A 20,695-nucleotide genomic window follows, 5' to 3' on the forward strand; every position below is an offset into this window, starting at 1 on the left:
CACGGTCGATCAGCCCTCCTCGTCGTTGTCGTTGTCGTCGTCGCTGTCGTCGTCGTCGCTGTCGTCGTCGTCGCTGTCGTCGTCGTCGCTGTCGTCGTTGTTGCTGGCGTCGTCGCTGTCGTCGTTGTTGCTGGCGTCGTCGCTGTCGTCGTTGTTGCTGGCGTTATCGCTGGCGTTGTCGCTGGCGTTGTCGCTAGCATTATCGCTGGCGTTGTCGTTGGTCGCTGGCGCCGAACACGTGAACCGGATCTCTCGGTCGAGTTCCACCCCGACGCCCTCGTCGTCGGCCGTGAGGCTCACCGACACCGGGACCACGACCGCCCCACGGGTCGACTCGTTACACGACACCGTCCCGCGGAACGTCTCATTCCCGCCGCCGGCGACGTACTGCGTGGTGTCCTCCAGCGTCAGGCTCCCGCCCACGACCTCGCCGACGGTGACCGTCACGTCGGCACCGAAGCCGAACCGGTTGGCGACCCGGAGGACGGCCGTCTCCGCCTCGCTGCCGGCGGCGACCGACGGGGGCTCCCCGTCCGACCACGCCTCCGTCTCGACGTACCCCTGCCCTCGCTCGGCGATATCGATACCGACGGACCGGTCGGTCGACACCGCTGCGTACCCGCTCGTCGCTGTCACGAGTCCGAGTACCGCGACCCCCAACAGCACGAATCGTCGCCAGCGTGTCATCTAGCCACCATGTGTGCGCCCGCCTCATTAGTAACACGCCGCCAAGAGCGCCACAGCCCACGATTGAACCGTCTCAGGGCGTCCGTTCGCGGCTCTCAGCCCGTGGTTCACGGCTCTCGAATCGTAGTTCGCCGCTCACTGACACTCCGTTCGGTCGTACAGGCGCTCCGACACCGAACCGCTGGCTCGGCGAGCGTCGTCTCACTCGGCTCATTACAAGGTGGGTACCGCTCGTTGTGTGTCAGTGTGAGCCGGGGCGACCCGGTGACCCACGCAGGGTGAGCTGGTCGGGCCGACGACGGGCCGACCGAGTTCGGTGGTTCGACTCCGCCGGTGGGCCTCCCCGAGAGGGGGTGAACACCGATGCAACGACGCAAGATGCTGGCGGCCCTCGGATCGGCCGCCGTCGGCGGCGCAACGGCAGTGAGTACGGGTGCATTCACGAGCGTGGAGGCGAATCGGGACATCAGCGTGGAGGTCGCTGGCGACTCGAGCGCGTTGCTCGCCTTCCAGAAGGCGACAACTGGTGAGGATGGGGGGGGCAGTGTCACCCCCAACGCAGGTGACTACGTCACCCTACCGAGTGACGGGCAGCTGGCGTTGGACTTCACCGGCAGCGACGAGGGCGCGACAGGGCTCAACCAGAACGCGAGCACCAAGTTCTCCAACCTGTTCGACATCGTGAACCAGGGGACCCAGACGGTCGAGGTGTACGTGGACCCGGACCAGCCTGGTGGCATCGCGTTCTTCGCCGAAGGGCCGGACAGTAACGACGATGGGGGCGTTCGCGACCCTGGCAACTCGGCCTACCCGGATCCGGACAACGACGGCGATCAAGACCAGGGTGCCGGCTTCTCGGCGAGCAACCCGGTGATCCTCGGCGTCGGCAGTCGGCTCGAGAACGTTAGCTGTCGGGTCAACACGCCGGAGGATCTCTCTGACGACCCGATAGAGATGACAATCGTAGCGGAGGAGACGGACAAGACGAACTGAGAAGACTGTCGCTCGAGGGAGGATCGAGTCGGAACCACACCCACGTTGGCACGTAGCGCCTCTCCCGCTGTCGAGGGCTACGACACGGCACCTGTCGTGTGACGACGGTTCGACTCCGTCGGTGGGCCTTCCCGAGAGGGGGACACTGTATGAAGCGACGTAGCCTACTAATTGGACTCGGAACGGCAGCTGGGGCAGGCGCAGTGGGAACAGGGGCGTTTACTAGCGTGGAGGCGAGCCGAGACCTCTCGGTCTCGGTCGCCGACGACAGCGAGGCACTCCTGGGTATCGAACCCGGGAGCGGGCCGAACGCACGAGCCTTCACCGACAGTGACGGGGAGACTGTCTCTCTTGACTTTTCGAAGGGATCGGAGATCGGACTCGGGACGGACTCGGTGTACCAGTTCGACGACGTACTCCAGCTCGTGAATCGGGGCACACAGACAGTGTACGCGTGGGTGAGGCTGGACTTCTCCGAGTCTGACCTGAGCCGCGACGACCTGTACTTCTACCCGCAGTCGAACTCGTCGCGGCGACTCAACGACGGCGACAACAGCGTCGTGACGCTCCCGGTCGGCGAGTCGGTGTCGCTCGGGCTGTTCGTGGATACCGACGCCGTCGGGACCGACCAGTCGCTGACGGGGACGATCCACGCCGACGTGGACGTTCCGGGTGGGTCACAGCCACGTGACGCGGGCGGCGACGAGGCGGCGGTCGTGACTACCGATCCCGACGACGGGGAGTTCGACTCGATCCAGAACGCGATCGACGAAGTGACCGGGACGACCGTGTTCGTGGAGTCCGGAACGTACCCGGAGACCGTCGCCATCGGCAAGCCGGACCTGACACTCACCACGACCGGCTCCAGTGAAGTCGTGGTCGAGGGGCGTATCCTCGTCGAAGCCGACGACGTGACCGTCGACGGGTTCACCGTCTCGCCGCCGGCAGCGACGGACACGACCGAGGCCGAGGCGATCCGCGTGAGCGGGTCGGCCAGTAACGTCTCGATCGTCGACAACTTGGTCGACGGGTTCGAGCGAACCGACGAGGGCGGCTTCTACGGCGTCGGGGGGATCGTCGCCTTCGGTGGCGACGCGGACGACCCGGTCGAAGACGTGACCGTACGCGACAACGAGGTCCGCGGGCTCGAGAACACGGTCTCGGGTGGTGTCGCAGGGATCAGCGTTCAGGGGAACGTCAAGGATGCCGTCGTCGAGAACAACCGTGTCGCCGATCTCGGTCAGGAGGTCACGAGCTACGGGTTCGGTGTCACGATCCGTGCCACCGGGAACCACGACATCGTGCCGAGTGCGGTCGACGTTCGAGCGAACACCGTCGACTCTGTGCTGGCCGACGACGGCCCGTTCCTCGGAGTCGGTCTCGGGGTCGAGGCCGACGGGAGCGACTACAGCTTCGAGGAGAACACCGTCCAGAACGTCGGGCTCGGCGCGGAGGTCAAGGCGGCAGGCGACGAGACGACGTTCGCGGACAACGATTTCGGCGGGACCGAGTTCCGGTTGGGTGACATCACTGGGGACGTGGCGCTGGACGAGTTCGTCACGGACAACGAGTTCCTCGCCGACGGACTCGGGGGAGCAGCGGGGACAGACAGCGTCACGCCGGGCAGTATTCGACCTGACGACGTAGCGCCGTACCAGCAGGCAGTCCTGCCGACGATCTCGGAGGCACTCGGTGTCTCCGAGCGGGGTGCTCGGATCGACGTCGCCGACGGGACGTACGGCACAGACAGCTACGGCCGCAACCCGGGGCTCCAGATCGGGTCACAGGACGCCGGGACGGGCCCCGGGTCGGCACCGCTCGGCAACGTCACGCTCGTCGGACACGACAGACCGACGGTCGACGGCTGGGTTCAGATCCTCGACCCCGGCGTCACCTTCGAGACGTTCGAGGTGACCGACCAAGTGTTCGGCTACGGTCTCGCGGCGTTCGAGCCGGGTGTGACGCTACGTGACGTGGTCGTGAGTGGTGTCACCAACGGGTTGTTCGTCCCGTCGCTGTCGGACGTGCTCGTCGAGGACTGCACCGTCGAGAACTACTCGTTCTACGGTGCACTCGTCTCCGGGCGTGGAGCGTTCGGTGGAGCCACGCCGACCGTCGAAGGGGTCACGTTCGACGGGAGCTCTGGTGGCGGTGCCGTCGGGATCGGTGTGGTCGGGACGAGCGCACGGGTGCTCGACAACACCGTCACCGGCAACGAGTTCGTGACCGAAGAAGGCGAGCAGGAGGGTGCCGGAATCGCCCACTTCTCCGGGTCGGCGGTGTCGATCCGAGAGAATCTGATCGCAGAGAACGACGACGGTGTCTCCGTTGCCGGGACAGACGCCGGCACACTGACCGTGAGTAGCAACGACATCGTCGCCAATCTGGTCGGGGTCGCCAACGAGGGCGAGACGGGAGTCGACGCGACCGGGAACTGGTGGGGCGACGACGATGGCCCCGGTGAGGGAACGAACAGTACCGGAACCGAGGGACTGGTCGACGCCGACCCCTGGTCGACCGAACCCGGGCCGAACTGGAACGAGGCGGGTGAACCGGTGGGGTTCTCGACGGCCTCGGCCGAGGGCACGTCGACCGACACGGAGTGGCGTGGTCCGAAGCCGCCGGCCGACCCGGAGGCGACAGAGTAGCCGACACAGCTCACACGGGTCGTCCGTGTCCACGACCGGACACGGCGACGGTTCGACTCCGTCGGTGGGTCTCTCCGAGAGGGGGTGAACACCAATGCAACGACGCACGATGCTGGCGGCCCTCGGATCGGTCGCCGTCGGCGGCGCGACGGCGATGAGTACAGGTGCGTTCACCAGCGTCAGTACCAACCGAGGCGTGGACGTGTCCGTGGCGAGCGACACGGACGCACTGTTAGCGCTCCGACCGGCCGACACCCCGAACGGCGCGTACGCGACGGCGGCCAACGGGACACTGTCGCTGGACGTGACCGGCGCCGACGGTGGTCCCGGTGTGAACCCGGACGCGCTGACCGTCCTCGACGACGTGTTTCGAGTGGAGAATCGGGGGACGAGCACCGTCGAACTCACCGGCGAGAAGACCGGCTCCTACCCCGACGCGGTGGTGTTCGGAGTGAACCAAGCGAGAGGCGGGTTCACCGAACTCGACGTGTTCCACACGCTCGACCCCGAGGCCCCGACCGGGATCGACTCGGACCTCCTGTTCGAGGGAGAACAGCCACGCGGCAGCGGCAGTCGGCAGATTCCAGTCGGTCACTCGTACTACGTCAGTCTCCTGATCGACACGCGGGGTATCTCCGCCGACGAGGTGCTGATCGACGGGCTCGAGCTCACGGCCGATGCAGTGTAACAACCCACGTTCGGCGTACAGCGGTTCGACTCCGCTGGTGGGTCTCGAATGAACAGGCGAACGCTACTCGCCGCACTCGGCGCGGTCGGAGGAGTCAGCGGCGTAATCGGCTCGGGTGCGTTCACCAGTGTCGTCGCCGAGCGGACGATCTCCGTCGAGACGGCCGCCGACGAGGACGCGCTGGTCGGACTCGAACCCATCGACACGGCGAACGGGCGAGCGTACGCCACGACCGCGGCCGGCGACCGGCTCGCGCTGGCGTTCGGCGCGACCGAGGCGGGTGGTAGCGGGCTGGGGGCGGACTCGACCTACCAGCTCGACGACGTGTTCCGGGTGACGAACCGTGGGACACAACCGGTCTACGTCTGGGCGACGTTCGCGGGAGCAGACGAGTCCGCGTTGGAGACGACGGGTCCGAACCCGGACGTGTACGTCTATCCGAACGGAGACGCCGGGGACGTGTTGCGCGACAGCGAGGACGACGTGTCGTACCTCGGGGTCGGCGAGTCGGTCTCGGTCGGCGTGTTCTTCGACACCACGGGTGTCGCGGTTGGAGAGCTAGACCTGACGGTGACGATCAACGCTGCGGCGACGAACCCCGCTTCCGGTGCGGTCGTTGCCGGCGACGGGACGACGATCCCGGGGCCGACGGGCGGACTTGCGGCACACTGGCCACTGGATCGAGTCGGGGAAGGGGTCGCCGAGGACGTCGTCGGCGGAGCAGACGGGTCGGTTCCGGAGGCGGTGACGGCTGCGGCCGGCAAGAGTGGCGGTGCAGTCCAGTTCCCAGAGGAAGACCAGTTCGTCGAGACCACGGCACGTCTGGGTGTGGGCAGTCCGTTCTCGCTGGCTGTCTGGGCGAACGCGGCCGGGTTCGACCAGACCGAGTACCCGTTGGCCGTTTCGAAGTGGCAGCGCGCCAGGAACCGTGACTACCTGATCGGGTATCACGGTCCGGAGGGGCGACTGTACACACAGTTCAACCGAGAGCCGGACGGCAACAAAGCGACGTTGTTCGGTCCGGAGCCCGAGACCGGCGTCTGGTACCACTGTGTGCTGACGTACGACAGATCCGGTCGCGGACGGTTCTACGTCGACGGCTCGGTGGTCGGGGAGACGCAGGGGCCGTTCGGCACGTCGAGTTCACAGTTCGTGATCGGGTCGAAGGACGGCGGCGGGAACTCGTGGCACGGACGTGTCGAGGACGTTCGGCTGTACGATCGGGCACTCGATCCAGGAGAGGTGACGGCGCTGTACGACGCGACGAAGTGACTGCCCACGCTGGTGTACGTGTCTCCACGTTCGGAGACACGACGCGGACTCCGTGGACGGCGTCTCCGGTTCGTGCCGGAGACCCCCGACACGGAGTCACCGTGTCGCGGCGGTTCGACTCCGCCGGTGGGTCTCCCCGAGAAGGGGTAGTGTGAGTATGCAACGACGCAAACTACTGATCGGAATCGGAACCGCAGTCGGCGCAGGAGCGGTTGGAACCGGTGCGTTCACCAGCGTCTCCGCAGAGCGTGACGTGACAGTGCAGGTGGCGGACGACGCGGACGCGCTGTTGGGCATCGAGACGGGTGACGGGCCGAACGCGAGTGCGTTCGCCGAGACGACCACCGACGGGACGGTCGCACTGGACTTCTCGGAGACGAGTGCTGGCGGCTCCGGGCTCGGGACGGACTCGGAGTACCAGTTCGACGACATCCTGCGGCTCACGAACCAGGGGACACAGACGGTGTACGCCTGGGTGACGTTCGACTTCTCGGACGCAGACGACGACCTCACGAGAGGAGACGTGTACTTCTACCCGCAGTCGAACGCCGACCGGGAGCTCAACGACGGCGAGAACAGCGTCTTGACGCTCCCCGTCGGGGAGTCAGTGTCGTTGGGACTGTTCGTGGACACGGAGGCAGTGAGTGGTGAACAGTCTCTCTCGACGACGATCAACGCCGACGTGGACGTTCCTAGTGGCTCACAGCCACGAGACGGGAGCGGTGAAGACGCAGCGGTCGTCACTGAAGATCGGAACGACGGAGAGTTCGACTCCATTCAGTCGGCCGTAGAGGAAGTCGACGGAACGACTGTATTCGTGGAGCCGGGAACTTTCGAGGAGTCCGTCGTCGTCGACAAACCGATCACGATCAGAGGGACGACAGACCCCAAGAACGGCGATGCGGCAACTGTCGTCGGGCAGGATTCGGACACGTTCACCGTCAAGTCGGACGACGTGACGATCAGCAGATTGGACGTTCAGAACTCGGGTGAGGGCCTCGACACCAGTCCCGATGACAACGCGGGCGTTGTTGGCGTACACGTCGAGTCTGGCAACACCGGTGTCTCGGTGGTCGACAACGTCATCACCGGACTCGGAACCGAAAACGACGACGCGAATCCGATGGCAGTGTACGCGGAGGGGGCGACGAGTGGTGTCAGGGTCGAGAACAACCAGATCGCCCAGTTGAGCGGGACCGACGAAGATCAGGGTGCCGTTCAGGCGATTCACATCAACTCGCAGCGTAAGCAGGAGGGAATCGACAGTGGAATCGACGACGTGCGCGTCGCCAACAACACGATCACTGACGTGTTAGACACGCGTTCGGCAGTCGCCGTCCGATTCAACGGTGACGTGTCGGGTGAGATCGTCGGCAACACGATCAGTGACCTGAACACCGAAGGCGACATTCCCGGAACGAACGACCCCGGTGGGTTCACGCAGGTGCTGGCCCTGTCGAAGGGCGGCAACAGCACAACGGGACCATCGGATGTGACGATCAAAGGAAACGACATCTCGAACATCGAGACGACGACACCCGGCAACTTCGCCCCGCCCGTTCACCTCATCGTCACAGGCTCTGCGTCGAACGTGTCGGTCACCGACAACACGTTCAGTGCAGATAGTCCGGACGTAGAGCAGTTCGTGCTCGACACGGGTGGTGTGCTCGACCTGAACGCGGTGGCCGAGGCCAACACGTTCGAGCCGTCCGTTCAGGTGACAGAGAACGTGTTGTTCCCGGGTGACCTCCGACTCGTCTCCGGCGGCGGCAGCGCACTCCAGGACGCAGTCGACGCCGCGAGTGCTGGAGAGACGCTCGCCGTCGGAGCGTCCGACACGGCGTACGACGCGGTGTCGGTCGACAAGTCGCTCACGATCCAATCTGTATTCGGTCGGCCGACAATCGAAGCGACAGGAAGCCGTGTCGAGATCCAGGCACCAGACGTGCGGTTCGAAGGGTTCGACATCGACCTGCAGGAGGGCAAGCCAGTTTACGTCAACCCCGGGGAGGGACTGGTGTTCCGGAACAACGAGGTCTCGATCTCACCGGCGAGCCCGCACGGAATCCGTATCGACGCCGCCGGGACCGGCGAGACAGTCGTGTCGAACAACGTGTTCGACCAACGGTCGTCGGATCAAGAAAATCCACAGGCAATCCTGATCAGCGATGGCTCGAACTACCGGATCGAGAACAACGTTCTCGACGGGAACACGAAGGGACAGGCTGTGCTGGTCAGCACCCAGGGGCGCCCGACGACGGAGTTCGACATTCTGGACAACGTCGTCAGCGGTTGGGGGACACCCGTGGTCCTGTTCGAGGAGCCGGTGGACGGTGACATTGACCAGGGATCGATCCGCGAAAACGACATCAGCGGGTTCAGTGGTGACGACGCGATTCTCGCGGTCGAACGGAACGGCGACGGGTTCGAGGACTTGAACGGCGAGAGCACTGTGTCGGGTCAGGAGACTGCCCTCTCGGAGGACAACGGTGGTGTCTCGGCCAGTGTCAAGGTAGGTAGCAACTGACACGAGCAACATCACGACCCACGCTGGCGCACGGCGGTTCGACTCCGTCGGTGGGCGTCCCCGTCTCGGGGAAGACTGACATGCAACGACGCAAACTCCTACTCGGAATGGGAACGGCAGCCGGTGCGGCCGGAGCGGTCGGCTCCGGCGCGTTCACCAGCGTGCGCGCACAGCGTGACGTGTCGGTACAGGTCGCAGACGACAGTGACGCTCTGTTGAGCCTCGAACCTGGCACGGGCCCGAACGCGAACGCGTTCGCCACGGTCTCCGACGGGACCGTGGGTCTCGACTTCAGTTCGACGGACACCGGCGGGTCGGGTCTCGGCACGGACTCCACGTACCGGTTCGACGGGCTGTTGCAGGTGCGGAACCAGGGGACACAGTCGATCTTCCTGTTCGTGCGGGTCTCCGGCGGCGTGTCGAACGACGAACTGTACTTCTACCCGGACAGTGACCCGACGGTCCAACTGCGTGATCGAGCCAACGAGGTAGTGGAGCTGACTCCGGGGGAGGCGCAGACTGTCGGCGCGTTCGTCGACACGAGCGCGCTGGAGAGTGACGTGACCGCGACGGCGACGTTCAACGCGACGGCCGAGCGTCCCGACGAGAGCTTCACCGCGGGCGAGACGCCACAGGACGCAGTGCTGGTCAGCCGCCAGTCTGGGCGTGGCGACTTCGACGACATCCAGCCGGCGGTCGACGCGATCCAGGACGGCTCCGTACAGAAGTCGGCGATCCAGGTCGACCCTGGACGGTACGCGACGGACGGCCCGGTCGTCGTCGGCGACGTGACCGACCTCCGTCTCCGCGGCGACGGCTCCGGGAACGACCCGGGGTCGAACACCGTCCTCGAAGACCAGGTGGAGGTCCGCGGCGGTGCCGACTCCGTCACTCTGCAGGACCTTCGGGTGACTGGCGCCGAAGGCGGCAACTCCGACACGGGCGACGGTGTGTTCACCGTCGGGACCACGAACTCGGTCTCGGCCGTCACGCTCGAGAACGTCGCCGTCGTGGACAACCGGCAGGCGGGACTCTCACTCCAGTCCGTCGAGCGGCTCGATGTCCGCAACAGCGTGATCGACGGGAACGGCGGCTCCGGGATCGACGCCAGCGGAATCTCCGGACGTATCGAGTTCACGCGGATCCGGAACAACGGCGGTAGTGGCGTCGACGTCGACGATTTCGGGGGCGGCTCCGAGCTGGAGTTGTACGACGTCCTCGTGGAGGGCAACGAGCGGCTCGGCGTCGACGTGTTCGGTGACGACGTCGGCTCCGTAACGGTGAGCGAGTCGGTGATCGACGACAACGGCGGAACGGGTCTCGCCGTCGGGACGGGGTACGCCGACGGGCAGATCTCCGCCGTGGAGGTCACCGGCGTGTCCGTCAGCGACAACGGCGACAGCGGCCTGATCGTGTTCGGCGACTCGGCGTCCGATGTGACGGTGCAGAACGTGGAGGCGTCGAACAACGGTGCCAACGGGATCGACCTGAACGGCGTGGCGTTCGACACCCCGGTCGTCGAGCGCGTGACCGCCGACGGAAACGACGGCACCGGCGTCGTCCTCGGTAACCAGTTCGCCGGGGCGGTCGCCAAGGGCCAGATCAGACGAGCGTCGGTGGACGGGAACGGTGGCGCGGGCGGGTTCTCCGGTGTCGCCGTCTTCGACGGCGCCGCCACGGGGACCAACGTCGCCGTGAGCAACTCGAACGTGATCGACAACGCCGGCTTCGGTGTGTCGACGGACGACACCGACGGCGGCACCGAGGTGCAGCTCTCGAACGTCTTCCTCGATGACAACGGGACCGGCACCTCACAGGGCGTCGCCGGTGGGACCGCCGGAGCCCCCGTCTCGGGCGTCGGTGCCGACGGGAACTGAGACCAGGGCCCGTCGAGCTCTTCTGACGAACGTCTCTCGACCCCGCTCGTCGAACGAGAGAAGTGCCGTCACCGACGGATTCGTCGCGGTGACGGAGACGCGTGGACGGGACCGTCTACCCTTGCAGGAACGGCTCGATAGCGGCCAGCACGTCGATGTGGCCGTTACCGCGGTGGTCGGCCGGGTCGAGACGACCGGAGACCCGCCCGGGAGCCGAGGGGCTGTCGCCGTCGAACACGGAGTCCGTCGCCGCGTTGGGGGTCCCGACGCTCGCGGCGGCCGTCTGCCCGGCACGACCGACGGGGAGCTGTTCTGCAGACTCTTCGATGGTGGTCCGGACCGCCTCCGGCGTCGGATCGTCGCCGAATCCGTACAGGAGGGCCGCCAGTCCGGCCACGTTCGGCGCAGAGAAGGACGTGCCGGCAGTGAAAGTGAAGTTCGGTGAGAGGCTGCCGCCTCTCCTGTCTCCAGTGAACGCGGTCGTGTACAGGAGGTCGAAAATTGGATCACCGGCCTCGATCGCGTCGATGGACGCGAACGCGCCGGAGTCGAAGTTCCCGCCCCCGGCCGTCACGTCGACGGCCGTCCCGCCGGCGATGGTCGGATCGCTCGTCCCGTAGTTCGAGTACTGGGCCGGTTCGTATTCCGGGAGTTCTGTCTGGAAGAATACCCCGTCGCCGTCGGCGGACCAGCCGTAGCCGATGGGGCCGGTGGCACCGACACTCACGAACCCCTCCGCGTTCGCCGGGAACGTTACCGGCGCAGCGTCGATCTCGGGGTCTTGGAGCCTGGGCACCTGTCTGTCGTCGGACAACGGGATCCCGAGCCCGACACCGCTGTTGCCGGCCGACGCGATCGGGAGTGTGCCCTCCGAGAGCGCGTACTGCGCGGCGCTGGTGTACATACCCCCGAAGAAGGCGATCGTCCTGAGCGGGACCGCGATGAGAGGGCTCGGAAGCGACGGGAGCGGTCCCTCCGGGATCGGCACCAGTGGCGGCAGTCCGAGACTCAGGTTGAGCACGTCACAGCCGGAGCCCCTGACCTCTCGCGGCATCGAGTCGTCGACGACTTCGCCGACCGTGACGTTCACCGTCTCGTCTCTGGGGGTCGCTCCGGCGACCATCGCGGCGAGGATGTCTCCCGTCGCGGCACCACCCTCTGCGGGGAACACCCGTAGGTCGACAATTTCTGCACCAGGGGCGATCCCGGCGACACCAGTGCCGTTGTCGGCCGCGGCCGCAGTGCCGGCACACTCCGTCCCGTGAGGATCCGTGACCGGTCCAGGGCCCGTGCCGTCCCCGGTGAAGTTGTACGACGGTCCCTCGAACACGCCGTCGTCGTTCGGCTCACCGGAACCCGTCAGCACCTTGGAGCCTCTGGGGAGATCGGGGTGTTCCGGTACACCGTCGCCCGCCTTCGCACCGATCACACCGGAGTCGACGATTCCAATTCGAGCACCCGAGCCCGCGTCTGCCGGGATCTGTCCGGCGTTCTGTTCGAGCTTGTCCCACTGTTGGATCGACTGGGGGTCGAGTCCGTCCGGCTTCGCCACCTCGTCGGGCGACAACTGTGTCACCGGATCGTCGATCTGGATCACGCGGTCCCGGACGAACTCCGCTTCCGCCGGCATCCACGACTCGTCACCCTGGACGACGACGTAGCCGATCTCCTCGCTCAGGTCGTGGACGATCGTGTAGTTAGAACCGGACATCTCCCCCATCGACACGGTGTCGGCGTCGGGGTCGTCGTCGACGCTAACGATGAACCGGTCGTCGCTCGTCTCCATCGAGACCGATCGCGTCGAGAAGTTCCCAGACGGACCGTTCACACCGCCGAGCTGTCTGTCACTCACGACCCAGTTGTGGGCCGGAACCGTTGTAGTAATTATCTCTCTGAAGTGACAGAATCTCGATCAACGTGTGATTGAGCGTGTCGGCGGCACGGCCGACGCCGAACAATCGCCGCGAGAAGAAGGTATCGCGGCGACTGTCGGCGTCACGCCCTCACTTCGCGGGTCTACGAGCGCTCCTCGTCGCCCTCGTCGCCTGGCTCGCCCTCCCAGGTGGTGTCGGGCTCGTCTTCCGCGTCGGCGTCCGTCGGGTCGCCGTTACTCCTCTCCGACGGGTCGACCGTGGTGTCGCCGTCGTCCGGGTGGCCGTCTCGTAGTTCTTCGTCCGGGTCGCTATCGCGCAGTTCTTCGTCCGAGTCGCTATCGCGCAGTTCTTCCTCCAGGTCGCCGTCGGTCGTCGTCTCCTCGAACGACGGCGTGGCCCCGGCGCCACCCCCGTCGGCACGCGACGCTCGTCCGTCGGCCTGCTCGTCGTTCGTGCCGGACAGACCGACCGACGGCAGCCCGTCGCCCAGGTCGAACCCGCCGCGCGCTCGGACGACCTCGGGCTCGGGCGGGCTGTAGACGTACACTACCTCGCCGTACCGGACGAAGTAGTCGCCGGTGTCACCCCGGAGGACGGCCTCGTCGGCGTCGATTGCGAGATCCACCAGGTCGGAAAGCGAGTTCGCCTCGGCGACGGTCCCGTCCGTGAGCGTCCGTGGCACCTCGGCGTCGATCACCCACTCGCCGAACTCCGAGGCGTCGCTCCGGTAGGCCAGCCACTCCGACTCGACGGGATCGAGCCGGAACGCGCCGGCGCGTCGACCGACGACCGCGACGGCGAGTCCGGCGAGCCCGACGAGCAACGCGACCGGGCCACCGACCTGCCTGGGGAGCCCGGGGTCGTTCGGGACGACGACCGTCCGCGTCCACTCTCGACCCCCGGGAGTCGCCCCGACGGGCGTGAGTCGGTAGACGCCGTCGGCGACCTCGACGCGGAGCCGACGGGTCCACGTCGTCTCGACCGGTCTGTCGGCGACGGTGCCGACGAGCCGAATCTCGGCGCGTACCTCCGTGTACACCTCGCCGGGTGACCCGCCGAGGCTGGCGACGAGCGCGTCCGTCTCGCCGTCCAGCCGAGTAGCGTTCAGCTCCGTCTCGGCCGACAGCTGCTCGCCCGGCGCGAGCCGGCCCCGCTCCGTCCGGAGCCGGCGTTCCGTCTGCCAGAGCGTCTGCTCGTCGGCCCCGGGGCCCTCGCCGGTCACGACCGCGCGCCGGACGACCGACAGGACCACCGTCGTGGTGACGTTACCGTCGTCGGTCGCGGTGTAGCCGGGCGCGAACTGGGCTCTGAACCTCGGTGACGCTCGCGTGAGATACGCCGAGCGGTTCTCCAACGTGACGTTGCGCGGAAACACGGGGTTCAGTTTCGTCACGCGGGCGCTGTGCCGGACGGTGTCCGTCGGCGACCACGCCGCGACCGTCTCTCGTTCCGTGTGCGTCCCCGGGTCGACGTGCCCGGTGTACGTTGCCCAGCCGCCCACGGCCGCGAGGACGACCAACCCGACCACGACGACCCCGAACCACCTCCCGACCGTCCGCCGGAGTACCAACCAGAAACGATTCACAGTAATCTATGGTGTGTGCCACACAGAAAATAGTTCCCGGTCGCGGGCACGGAAAGGGTCGTCTGCGCCGCGTCTGGCCTGGCCTGCGACGAGGGGCACGGCGTTCAACCGCCGCCTACGGACCCCTGGAGGGCGTCGGGGGGTCGGTCTCACCCCGTTCAGACCCGGCCTGAAGGCTTCCGGCGGTGGCTGAGGTGGTGCGAGGTGGGTCGTAACCAAGTCCCCGGGAGACGAACGACGTGACGATGCAGGTTGGAGTGTCGGTGGTGAGTCCGTCGTGAGGCGACGGCGTCTGGTGGCGGCGGTGGCCGTCGTCGCCGCGTTGTCCGCGATGACGGCGACCGGCGCCGTCGTGTTGGACGGGGGTGACAGTCTGATGACTCCCGCAGAGGCGGTCGAACTGCGGCCAGCGGACGGCCCGAACGGGGCGTACGCCGGCTTCGACGGTGACGGCGAGCTGCAGGTGACCGTCGACAGTGCGCTCACGAACGGGCGAACGGTGCTCCGACGGGTGTTCGTCGTCGCCAACACGGGCAACGAAAGCGTCCGAGTGTGGCTCTCGGACGACTCGGAGTCGGTGTCGTTCCTCGCGGCCGGCTGCGAACTCGACCGGTCGGACCCGTGTCGCGTCGCCGGCGGCGACCGGTTCTCGGTCGGCGTGGTCGTCGACGCGGACGACGGGGTCGCCGTCTCGGAGCTGACCGTCCACGCGCTCGTCCCCGGAGCCAACGACAGTGATCCGAACGCGACCGTCGAGCAGATGTCCGACGGTGTCCGGGTGACCGTCCCAGAGACGGGCCCCGACGGATCCGTCACTGCTGACGTGAACGTCTCGGGTGACGACGGCAACGTGACGGTGGAGTCCGTGGGCGCCAGCACGAACCGCGAGACGGCGTTGTCACTGACGGTCGAGACCGGGGCGAACCGGTCTGCGGTGGACGCGGACGCAGCGCCGGCGAACACGACCGGCGAGCCGGTCGGCTACGTCCGCGTCGACCACGACACTCCCGAGTCGACGTTCGACCGCGTGACGTTCGGCATCGCCGTCGCCCGCGATCGGCTGGTGGCGATGGGAATCGAGCCGAGCAACGTCCGGCTGGCTCGGTACCACGACGGTGCCTGGACTCGCCTGCCGACGCGAGTCGTCGAGCGCGGGGCGGACGTGATCCGGTTCCGGGCTCGCTCGCCCGGGGCCTCGACGTTCGCGGTCGTTGGAGTCCCCGACGACCAGTCGGTAGGGAGGGCCGGTGTCCCGTCGAGTCGGGTCCGTCCCCCGGAGGCGGCGGTGTCGGCACCGAAGACGGCGGCCGCCGGCGAAGCCGTCGTCGTCGACGCGAGCGGGTCGACGGACAACGCCGGCGTCGTGCGTTACCGTTGGGACACGGACGGCGACGGGACGGTGGAACGCGTGACGGGTGACGCGACGCTTCGGTGGACCCCGGATCGGCCGGGCGTCTACGAACTGCGGGTCGTCACCGTCGACTACGCCGGGCTGACCGACGCCGCGACGGTCACCGTCGACGTGCAGTCGAACGCGACGGCGACAGTGACCCCGACGCAGACACCCCAGACGACACCCACGCCGACGGAGACGCAGACGCCGCAGGCGACCCAGACGCCGACCGAGACCCAGACGCCGCAGGCGACCCAGACGCCGACCGAGACCCAGACGCCGCAGGCGACCCAGACGCCGACCGAGACACAGACGCCGACCGAGACCCGAACACCGACTGCCACACCCTCGTCGGCGGTGACACCGACGGAAACCCGGACACCACAGGTCACCCAGACCCCCTCGTCGGCGACGCCGACTGCCGCGACGGAGCGACCGGTCGTAGAGCCGTTCGGGTTCCCGGCGACGGAGTTCGGACTCCTGGTCGGCGCTATCTTACTGGTCGGCCTGGGGGCGTGGTACCGTTCGCGGTCGTGACCGGGCGGCGGCAGCGAGCCGTCCCGTGACCCCGTCAGGCGTCGATCTCCGGGAGACTGTAGGCGGCGACGAAGGTCACTGCGAACCCGAGGAGGTGGGTGTAGAGGTTGAGGACGGTGCCGTCGCCGGTCGGGTTCGCGGGGAACGCGACGGCCGGGAAGCCGGCGAGCGCGACACAGGCGACGACGGCCAGCTCCGCGAATCCCGGACGGCGGGCGGTCGGGTGGAGCAACGAGTCGGCCGCGCGGGCTCGGCGGCCGACGGCGACGGCGTAGCCGGCGGCGACGACGGCGGCGCCGGCGGCGACGGCCAGCGTGGCGGTGGTGTGGGGCCGGACCGCCAACGCGATCAGCGTCGCCTCGACGAAGAAGACGAGCGGCGCGTCCGCGCGGGAACACCACCCGGCCGACAGCGTCTGCGCGGTGTACTCGACGACCAACAGCCCGGTCACGGCCAGCAGCCCCATCGACAGCCCGGAGAAGCCGTAGCCGATCCGCGGACGGACGACCGCGAGGTTGAGCGCCGACAGCGTCACCGGCAGCGCCGTGACCAGCACGACGAACACGACACGGAACCGAGCCTGTTCACCCGCGAACACGGCCAGTGCGTACGCCGTCGGCGCCAACAGGAGGTAGCTCCCGAGGTTGACGAGCAGGTGTGTCGGATCGAAGTGGACGAAGTGGGCCGTGTACGCCGACAACAGCGTCGGGTGCGTGTAGTCGAACACGAGTCCTCGTTTGACCCCCGTGGGGAGCGCGTAGACGGCGACGAGCACCACCGGGACTGCGACGAGTCCGACCAGATCGACCGGGCGTGAGCCGGTTCGGAGGAGCCGCCAGAACCCAGTCTCGACAGCGTCGTCCATCGCCCCCGGCTGGGGGCCGGCGACACTTGATTCCAGGCCCCGTGTCACCACTTCGGTCTCACCTCGAAACCCGGCTCGGCGGGTGGGCAACTCACTCGCGGCCGGCGAGAACGACCGCGGCGGCGACCACCGCCGCGGCGGCGGCGACGTTCACGACCCCGAACGCGACCACGTCGAGCAGGTGCAGCCCCCACACCACCGCGGTGGCGAAACAGACGGCGAACGCGGCCGTCACAGAGAGCGACACCCCGTCGTCGTCGTCGAGCGCGTCCACGCCAGAACGTCGGACGTCCGTCGACACGTAGCTTGCGGCCCCGACGACCGTCTGGGACGACTGATCCGTCTTGGTGTCCGTCGCCGGTGACTCACCGTCTCGATGCCTGTCGGCGGTGACTCACCGTCTCGATGCCTGTCGGCGACGACTCACCGTCTCGATGCCTGTCGGCGGTGACTCACCGTCTCGATGTCTGTCGGCGGTGACTCACCGTCTCGATGTCTGTCGGCGGTGACTCGCCACTTTCGCTTCCGTCGCCGGTGACCCGCCGACGGGTCGAGACAGTGGTGGCGCCCCCGCAACCCGTGACGAACCGGCAGACAGTGGGGACGGACCTCTGCAACATGAGGCCATAACAGGTAGTAGTAACAGACGTACATAACAGATAGCTGTAGCAGATAATCGTAACAGACGTGCGGGACGGACGACTGCGACGGACGGCCGCGACGGCGTCGAAGCGGACGGTCGACGCGGGGATACCGACGCGGACGGGCACTGTCCCGAGTATCGCTCCCGTGTTTCGACACGAGTACTCCTACCAGTAACATAAAATGCCTCCCACCCCATCCAGTTTACGTGTCAACCGAGACAACAGACACCGACGACGTGTTGCGGGAACTGGCGTCTCTCCCGTCGCTGCTCGCGCCCACGGTCGGGCCGGACGGCGAGCAGATTGCCGTCTACTACGACGTGACCGGGCGCAACGAGCTCCACCTCCTCGACCCGGAGACGGGCGACCTGGAGCAGCTGAGCGACGGCGAGGTGCCGCGGGCGGTCCGGGCGGGGTTCGAGTGGCACCCGGACGGCGACCGGCTGTTCTTCCACCGCGACGAGGCCGGCGACGAGCAACACGACATCCACCAGATCGACCTCGACGGCGAGACGGAGCCCGTCGTAGAGATGGACGGACAGTGTCGGCTCCAGGCGGTCGGCGACGACGGCGAGACGCTGTTGTTCGCCTCCAGCGCCGGCGATCAGCTCAACCTCTACCGACACGACGTGCCGACGGGAGAGACGACGAAGCTGACGGACTACGAGCGGGCCGCCAGCGGCGGACTGCTGTCGCCGGACTGCGAGCAGATCGCGTTCACCACCAACGAGACGGACGACTACGACAACCAGGACGTGTACGTCGCCGACCGTGACGGCGAGGACGTACGGGTGTTGGACATCGGCGACACCGGCGCGGAGACGGCGCCGGTCGACTTCGGCCCGGACGGCGAACGGCTGCTCGTGTCGGACAACACCACCGACGTGGGTCGCTCGGGCGTGTACGACCTGGAGACGGACGAGGTGACCTGGTTCGGCGGCGACGGGTTCGACGAGTCGCCCGACCGCTTCCTGGCCGACGGCGAGCGGTTCGTCGCGGATCGCTCCCGCGACTCCGTTCAGGTACCCGTCGTGTACGACGTCGAGACCGGCGAGGCGACGGAACTGGAGCTGGATCCGGGCGTGTCGGGACTGCTGGGTGAACCGCTGGCGGACGGCCGTCAGGTCGTCTACCACACGGCCGCTTCCACGCGAGCGACGCTGTTGACGTACGACCTCGACGACGACGAGACGACGGAGCTGCTCCAGGCGGAGTACGGGCCGTTCTCACCGTCGGACTTCGTCGAGCCGGAGACGATCCGGTTCGACTCCGACGGCGTGCCGGAGACGCCGGCACGGGCGGTCGAACACGAGCCGGCCGAGGAGTACGAGATCCAGGGGCTCCTGTTCGACTCCGGCGTCCGGCCGTCGCCGTTGATCGTCAACCCCCACGGTGGCCCGCGGGCACGCGACCTACGGCGGTTCAGCTACCGGACGCAGTTCCTGCTGTCGCGTGGCTTCTCCGTGCTCCAGGTGAACTACCGCGGCTCCACCGGCCGTGGCCGCGAGTTCGTCCGGTCGTTGTACGACGACTGGGGCGGCGCAGAGCAGGGCGACGTCGCGATTGGCGTCGAGCACGTCCTCTCGGAGTACGACTGGATCGACGACGACCGGATCGTCGTCTACGGCGGCTCCTACGGCGGGTTCTCCACCAACTGGCAGGTCGTCCAGTACCCCGACCTGTACGACGCCGCCGTCACATCCGTCGGCCTCTCGGACTTGGTCGACATGTACGAGAACACGATGCCGCACTTCCGGACGGAGCTGATGGTCAAGAACCTCGGCACGCCCGACGAGAACCCGACGCTGTACGAGGAACGCAGTCCCGTCGAGCACGTCGAGAACCTCGACTGTCCGCTCCTGATCGTCCACGGCGTCAACGACCCGCGCGTACCGGTGTCGCAGGCCCGTATCCTCCGTGACGCGCTGGAGGAGTCCGGCTTCGAGGCCGGCTCGGACGGCGACTTCGAGTACGAGGAGCTGGGCGAGGAGGGCCACGGGTCCTCGGACATCGACCAGAAGATTCGCTCGCTGGAGCTGTTGGACGACTTCCTCGACCGTCGGATCGGCACCGAGGAGGCGCCCGTCGCGTCGCTCGACGACTAGCCCGCCCGTCGGGCCCCTGCGACAGGTTCAGGCGGCTTCGGGCCCGACAGACGTTCGTGCTCCGACGCTTCGACTGCCGTAACTGTGGGACGGTGTACGCCGCCGTCGACCCACCGAGCGCGTGCGACGACTGTGGCGGTCGTCGGTTCGTCGAACTCGACGGCGACGACGGCGCCGCAGGATTCTTCGCCGGCGCCCTCCGGTGAGTCGCCTCCGAATCCCTGCTACTCTCCGGTGAGTCGCCCCGGGCCACAGGCTTACACCCCTGCCTGTCGTTGCCCGTGGTGTGACCGACGGCGAACCGTACGATCCTGCGTACGCAGATCACCCCTCCGACGAGTACCCGCCGGACTGGCCGGCGCGGCGCAAGCGCGTCTTCGAGCGCGACGCCAACGGCTGTCAGTCCTGCGGCGTCAGGAGCACTCGTGTCGACGACGTGCGTCTGGAGGTGGACCACGTCGTCCCGAAGGCGGACGGCGGGAGCCACGCGCTCGACAACCTCCAGGCGCTGTGTCCGAGCTGTCACGCAGAGAAACACCCGAACAACGAGACCGTCGCCGGCCGTGCCAGAGAGTACGAGCGTCGCAACGCTCGCCCGTTCTGGCTGCGACTCCTCCGGCTGGCGCTCGTCGTCCCCGTGTTGTTGTCGCTGGCCGGCGGCACGGAGCGTGACGCTCGGGGCCGACGGCTCCAGCCGTTGGACCTGGCAGGCGCGCTCGCCCAGCCGGACGGCACCGGCGTCACCGTCGACGTGACGGTCGCGGAGCTGTGGTCGAGCGACGACGACAACGTCGCCCAACTGGGCCGGTTCCGAGGCGGAGACGACGACCGCTGCCGGTTCGTGGTCTGGGCCGGCGGCGATCACCCTCGACTGTCCGAGGGGGAGTCCGTCCGACTCGTCGGCGCGGAGACGGCGACGTACGACGGCGAACCGCAGTTGGTCGTCGACCGGTGGACGGCGATCCGTCGTCGGTGACGGTTCCGTCACGGGCGTCGACAC

At 67.5% G+C, this 20,695-nt stretch carries 15 protein-coding genes; 10 read left to right on the forward strand and 5 right to left on the reverse strand.

The genetic code is table 11. The annotated features are described in order from the left end of the window. Nucleotides 1-9 precede the first annotated feature (9 nt). A complete protein-coding gene (locus RYH79_RS15780; RefSeq protein WP_370901073.1) occupies nucleotides 10-687 on the reverse strand; it encodes a hypothetical protein in 678 nt (225 codons plus the stop codon). Nucleotides 688-1,050: 363 nt separating this feature from the next. Here RYH79_RS15780 and RYH79_RS15785 point away from each other — a divergent pair, with 363 nt between their 5' ends. The 6 genes from RYH79_RS15785 to RYH79_RS15810 all read left to right on the forward strand — a co-directional run bounded on the left by RYH79_RS15785 (nucleotide 1,051) and on the right by RYH79_RS15810 (nucleotide 10,692). Then, a complete protein-coding gene (locus RYH79_RS15785; protein ID WP_370901075.1) occupies nucleotides 1,051-1,680 on the forward strand; it encodes a hypothetical protein in 630 nt (209 codons plus the stop codon). 227 nt (nucleotides 1,681-1,907) lie between these two features. Continuing rightward, entirely contained in the window at nucleotides 1,908-4,328 is a 2,421-nt protein-coding gene (locus tag RYH79_RS15790) for a right-handed parallel beta-helix repeat-containing protein (RefSeq protein WP_370901077.1), read from the forward strand. A gap of 94 nt (nucleotides 4,329-4,422) precedes the next feature. After that, entirely contained in the window at nucleotides 4,423-5,016 is a 594-nt protein-coding gene (locus RYH79_RS15795) for a hypothetical protein (protein ID WP_370901079.1), read from the forward strand. A 48-nt stretch (nucleotides 5,017-5,064) separates the two neighbouring features. After that, nucleotides 5,065-6,288, forward strand: coding sequence for a LamG-like jellyroll fold domain-containing protein (locus tag RYH79_RS15800; protein ID WP_370901081.1), 1,224 nt, complete (start codon nucleotides 5,065-5,067; stop codon nucleotides 6,286-6,288). A gap of 157 nt (nucleotides 6,289-6,445) precedes the next feature. Then, entirely contained in the window at nucleotides 6,446-8,815 is a 2,370-nt protein-coding gene (locus RYH79_RS15805) for a right-handed parallel beta-helix repeat-containing protein (RefSeq protein WP_370901083.1), read from the forward strand. A gap of 80 nt (nucleotides 8,816-8,895) precedes the next feature. After that, nucleotides 8,896-10,692: a right-handed parallel beta-helix repeat-containing protein gene (locus RYH79_RS15810; RefSeq protein WP_370901085.1), complete on the forward strand. Its 1,797-nt coding sequence runs from the start codon at nucleotides 8,896-8,898 to the stop codon at nucleotides 10,690-10,692. Between the two features lie 115 nt (nucleotides 10,693-10,807). Here the strand turns inward: RYH79_RS15810 and RYH79_RS15815 are convergent, their stop codons facing one another. Then, complete coding sequence (locus tag RYH79_RS15815; RefSeq protein ID WP_370901087.1) at nucleotides 10,808-12,544, reverse strand: S8 family peptidase; 1,737 nt, start codon at nucleotides 12,542-12,544, stop codon at nucleotides 10,808-10,810. Between the two features lie 164 nt (nucleotides 12,545-12,708). Continuing rightward, a complete protein-coding gene (locus RYH79_RS15820) occupies nucleotides 12,709-14,151 on the reverse strand; it encodes a DUF5305 family protein (RefSeq protein ID WP_370901089.1) in 1,443 nt (480 codons plus the stop codon). A 277-nt stretch (nucleotides 14,152-14,428) separates the two neighbouring features. Between RYH79_RS15820 and RYH79_RS15825 the strand changes: the two genes are divergently transcribed. Beyond that, nucleotides 14,429-16,081, forward strand: coding sequence for a PGF-pre-PGF domain-containing protein (locus tag RYH79_RS15825; protein WP_370901091.1), 1,653 nt, complete (start codon nucleotides 14,429-14,431; stop codon nucleotides 16,079-16,081). Between the two features lie 34 nt (nucleotides 16,082-16,115). Here the strand turns inward: RYH79_RS15825 and RYH79_RS15830 are convergent, their stop codons facing one another. Together RYH79_RS15830 and RYH79_RS15835 are read right to left on the reverse strand one after the other, a co-directional pair. Then, nucleotides 16,116-16,946, reverse strand: a complete 831-nt coding sequence (locus RYH79_RS15830; protein WP_370901093.1) for a hypothetical protein — start codon at nucleotides 16,944-16,946, stop codon at nucleotides 16,116-16,118. A gap of 91 nt (nucleotides 16,947-17,037) precedes the next feature. Continuing rightward, nucleotides 17,038-17,220, reverse strand: coding sequence for a DUF8107 family protein (locus RYH79_RS15835; RefSeq protein WP_370901095.1), 183 nt, complete (start codon nucleotides 17,218-17,220; stop codon nucleotides 17,038-17,040). 576 nt (nucleotides 17,221-17,796) lie between these two features. On the opposite strand from RYH79_RS15835, the gene RYH79_RS15840 reads away from it, so the two are divergent. The 3 genes from RYH79_RS15840 to RYH79_RS15850 all read left to right on the forward strand — a co-directional run bounded on the left by RYH79_RS15840 (nucleotide 17,797) and on the right by RYH79_RS15850 (nucleotide 20,671). Next, nucleotides 17,797-19,695 (forward strand): S9 family peptidase, encoded by a 1,899-nt coding sequence (locus RYH79_RS15840; protein ID WP_370901097.1) that lies wholly within the window; start codon nucleotides 17,797-17,799, stop codon nucleotides 19,693-19,695. Nucleotides 19,696-19,751: 56 nt separating this feature from the next. Next, a complete protein-coding gene (locus RYH79_RS15845) occupies nucleotides 19,752-19,901 on the forward strand; it encodes a hypothetical protein (RefSeq protein WP_370901098.1) in 150 nt (49 codons plus the stop codon). Between the two features lie 80 nt (nucleotides 19,902-19,981). After that, nucleotides 19,982-20,671 (forward strand): HNH endonuclease, encoded by a 690-nt coding sequence (locus RYH79_RS15850; RefSeq protein ID WP_370901100.1) that lies wholly within the window; start codon nucleotides 19,982-19,984, stop codon nucleotides 20,669-20,671. Nucleotides 20,672-20,695 lie beyond the last annotated feature (24 nt).

This window comes from Halobaculum sp. MBLA0143 (genome assembly GCF_041361465.1).
Taxonomy (GTDB): domain Archaea; phylum Halobacteriota; class Halobacteria; order Halobacteriales; family Haloferacaceae; genus JAHENP01.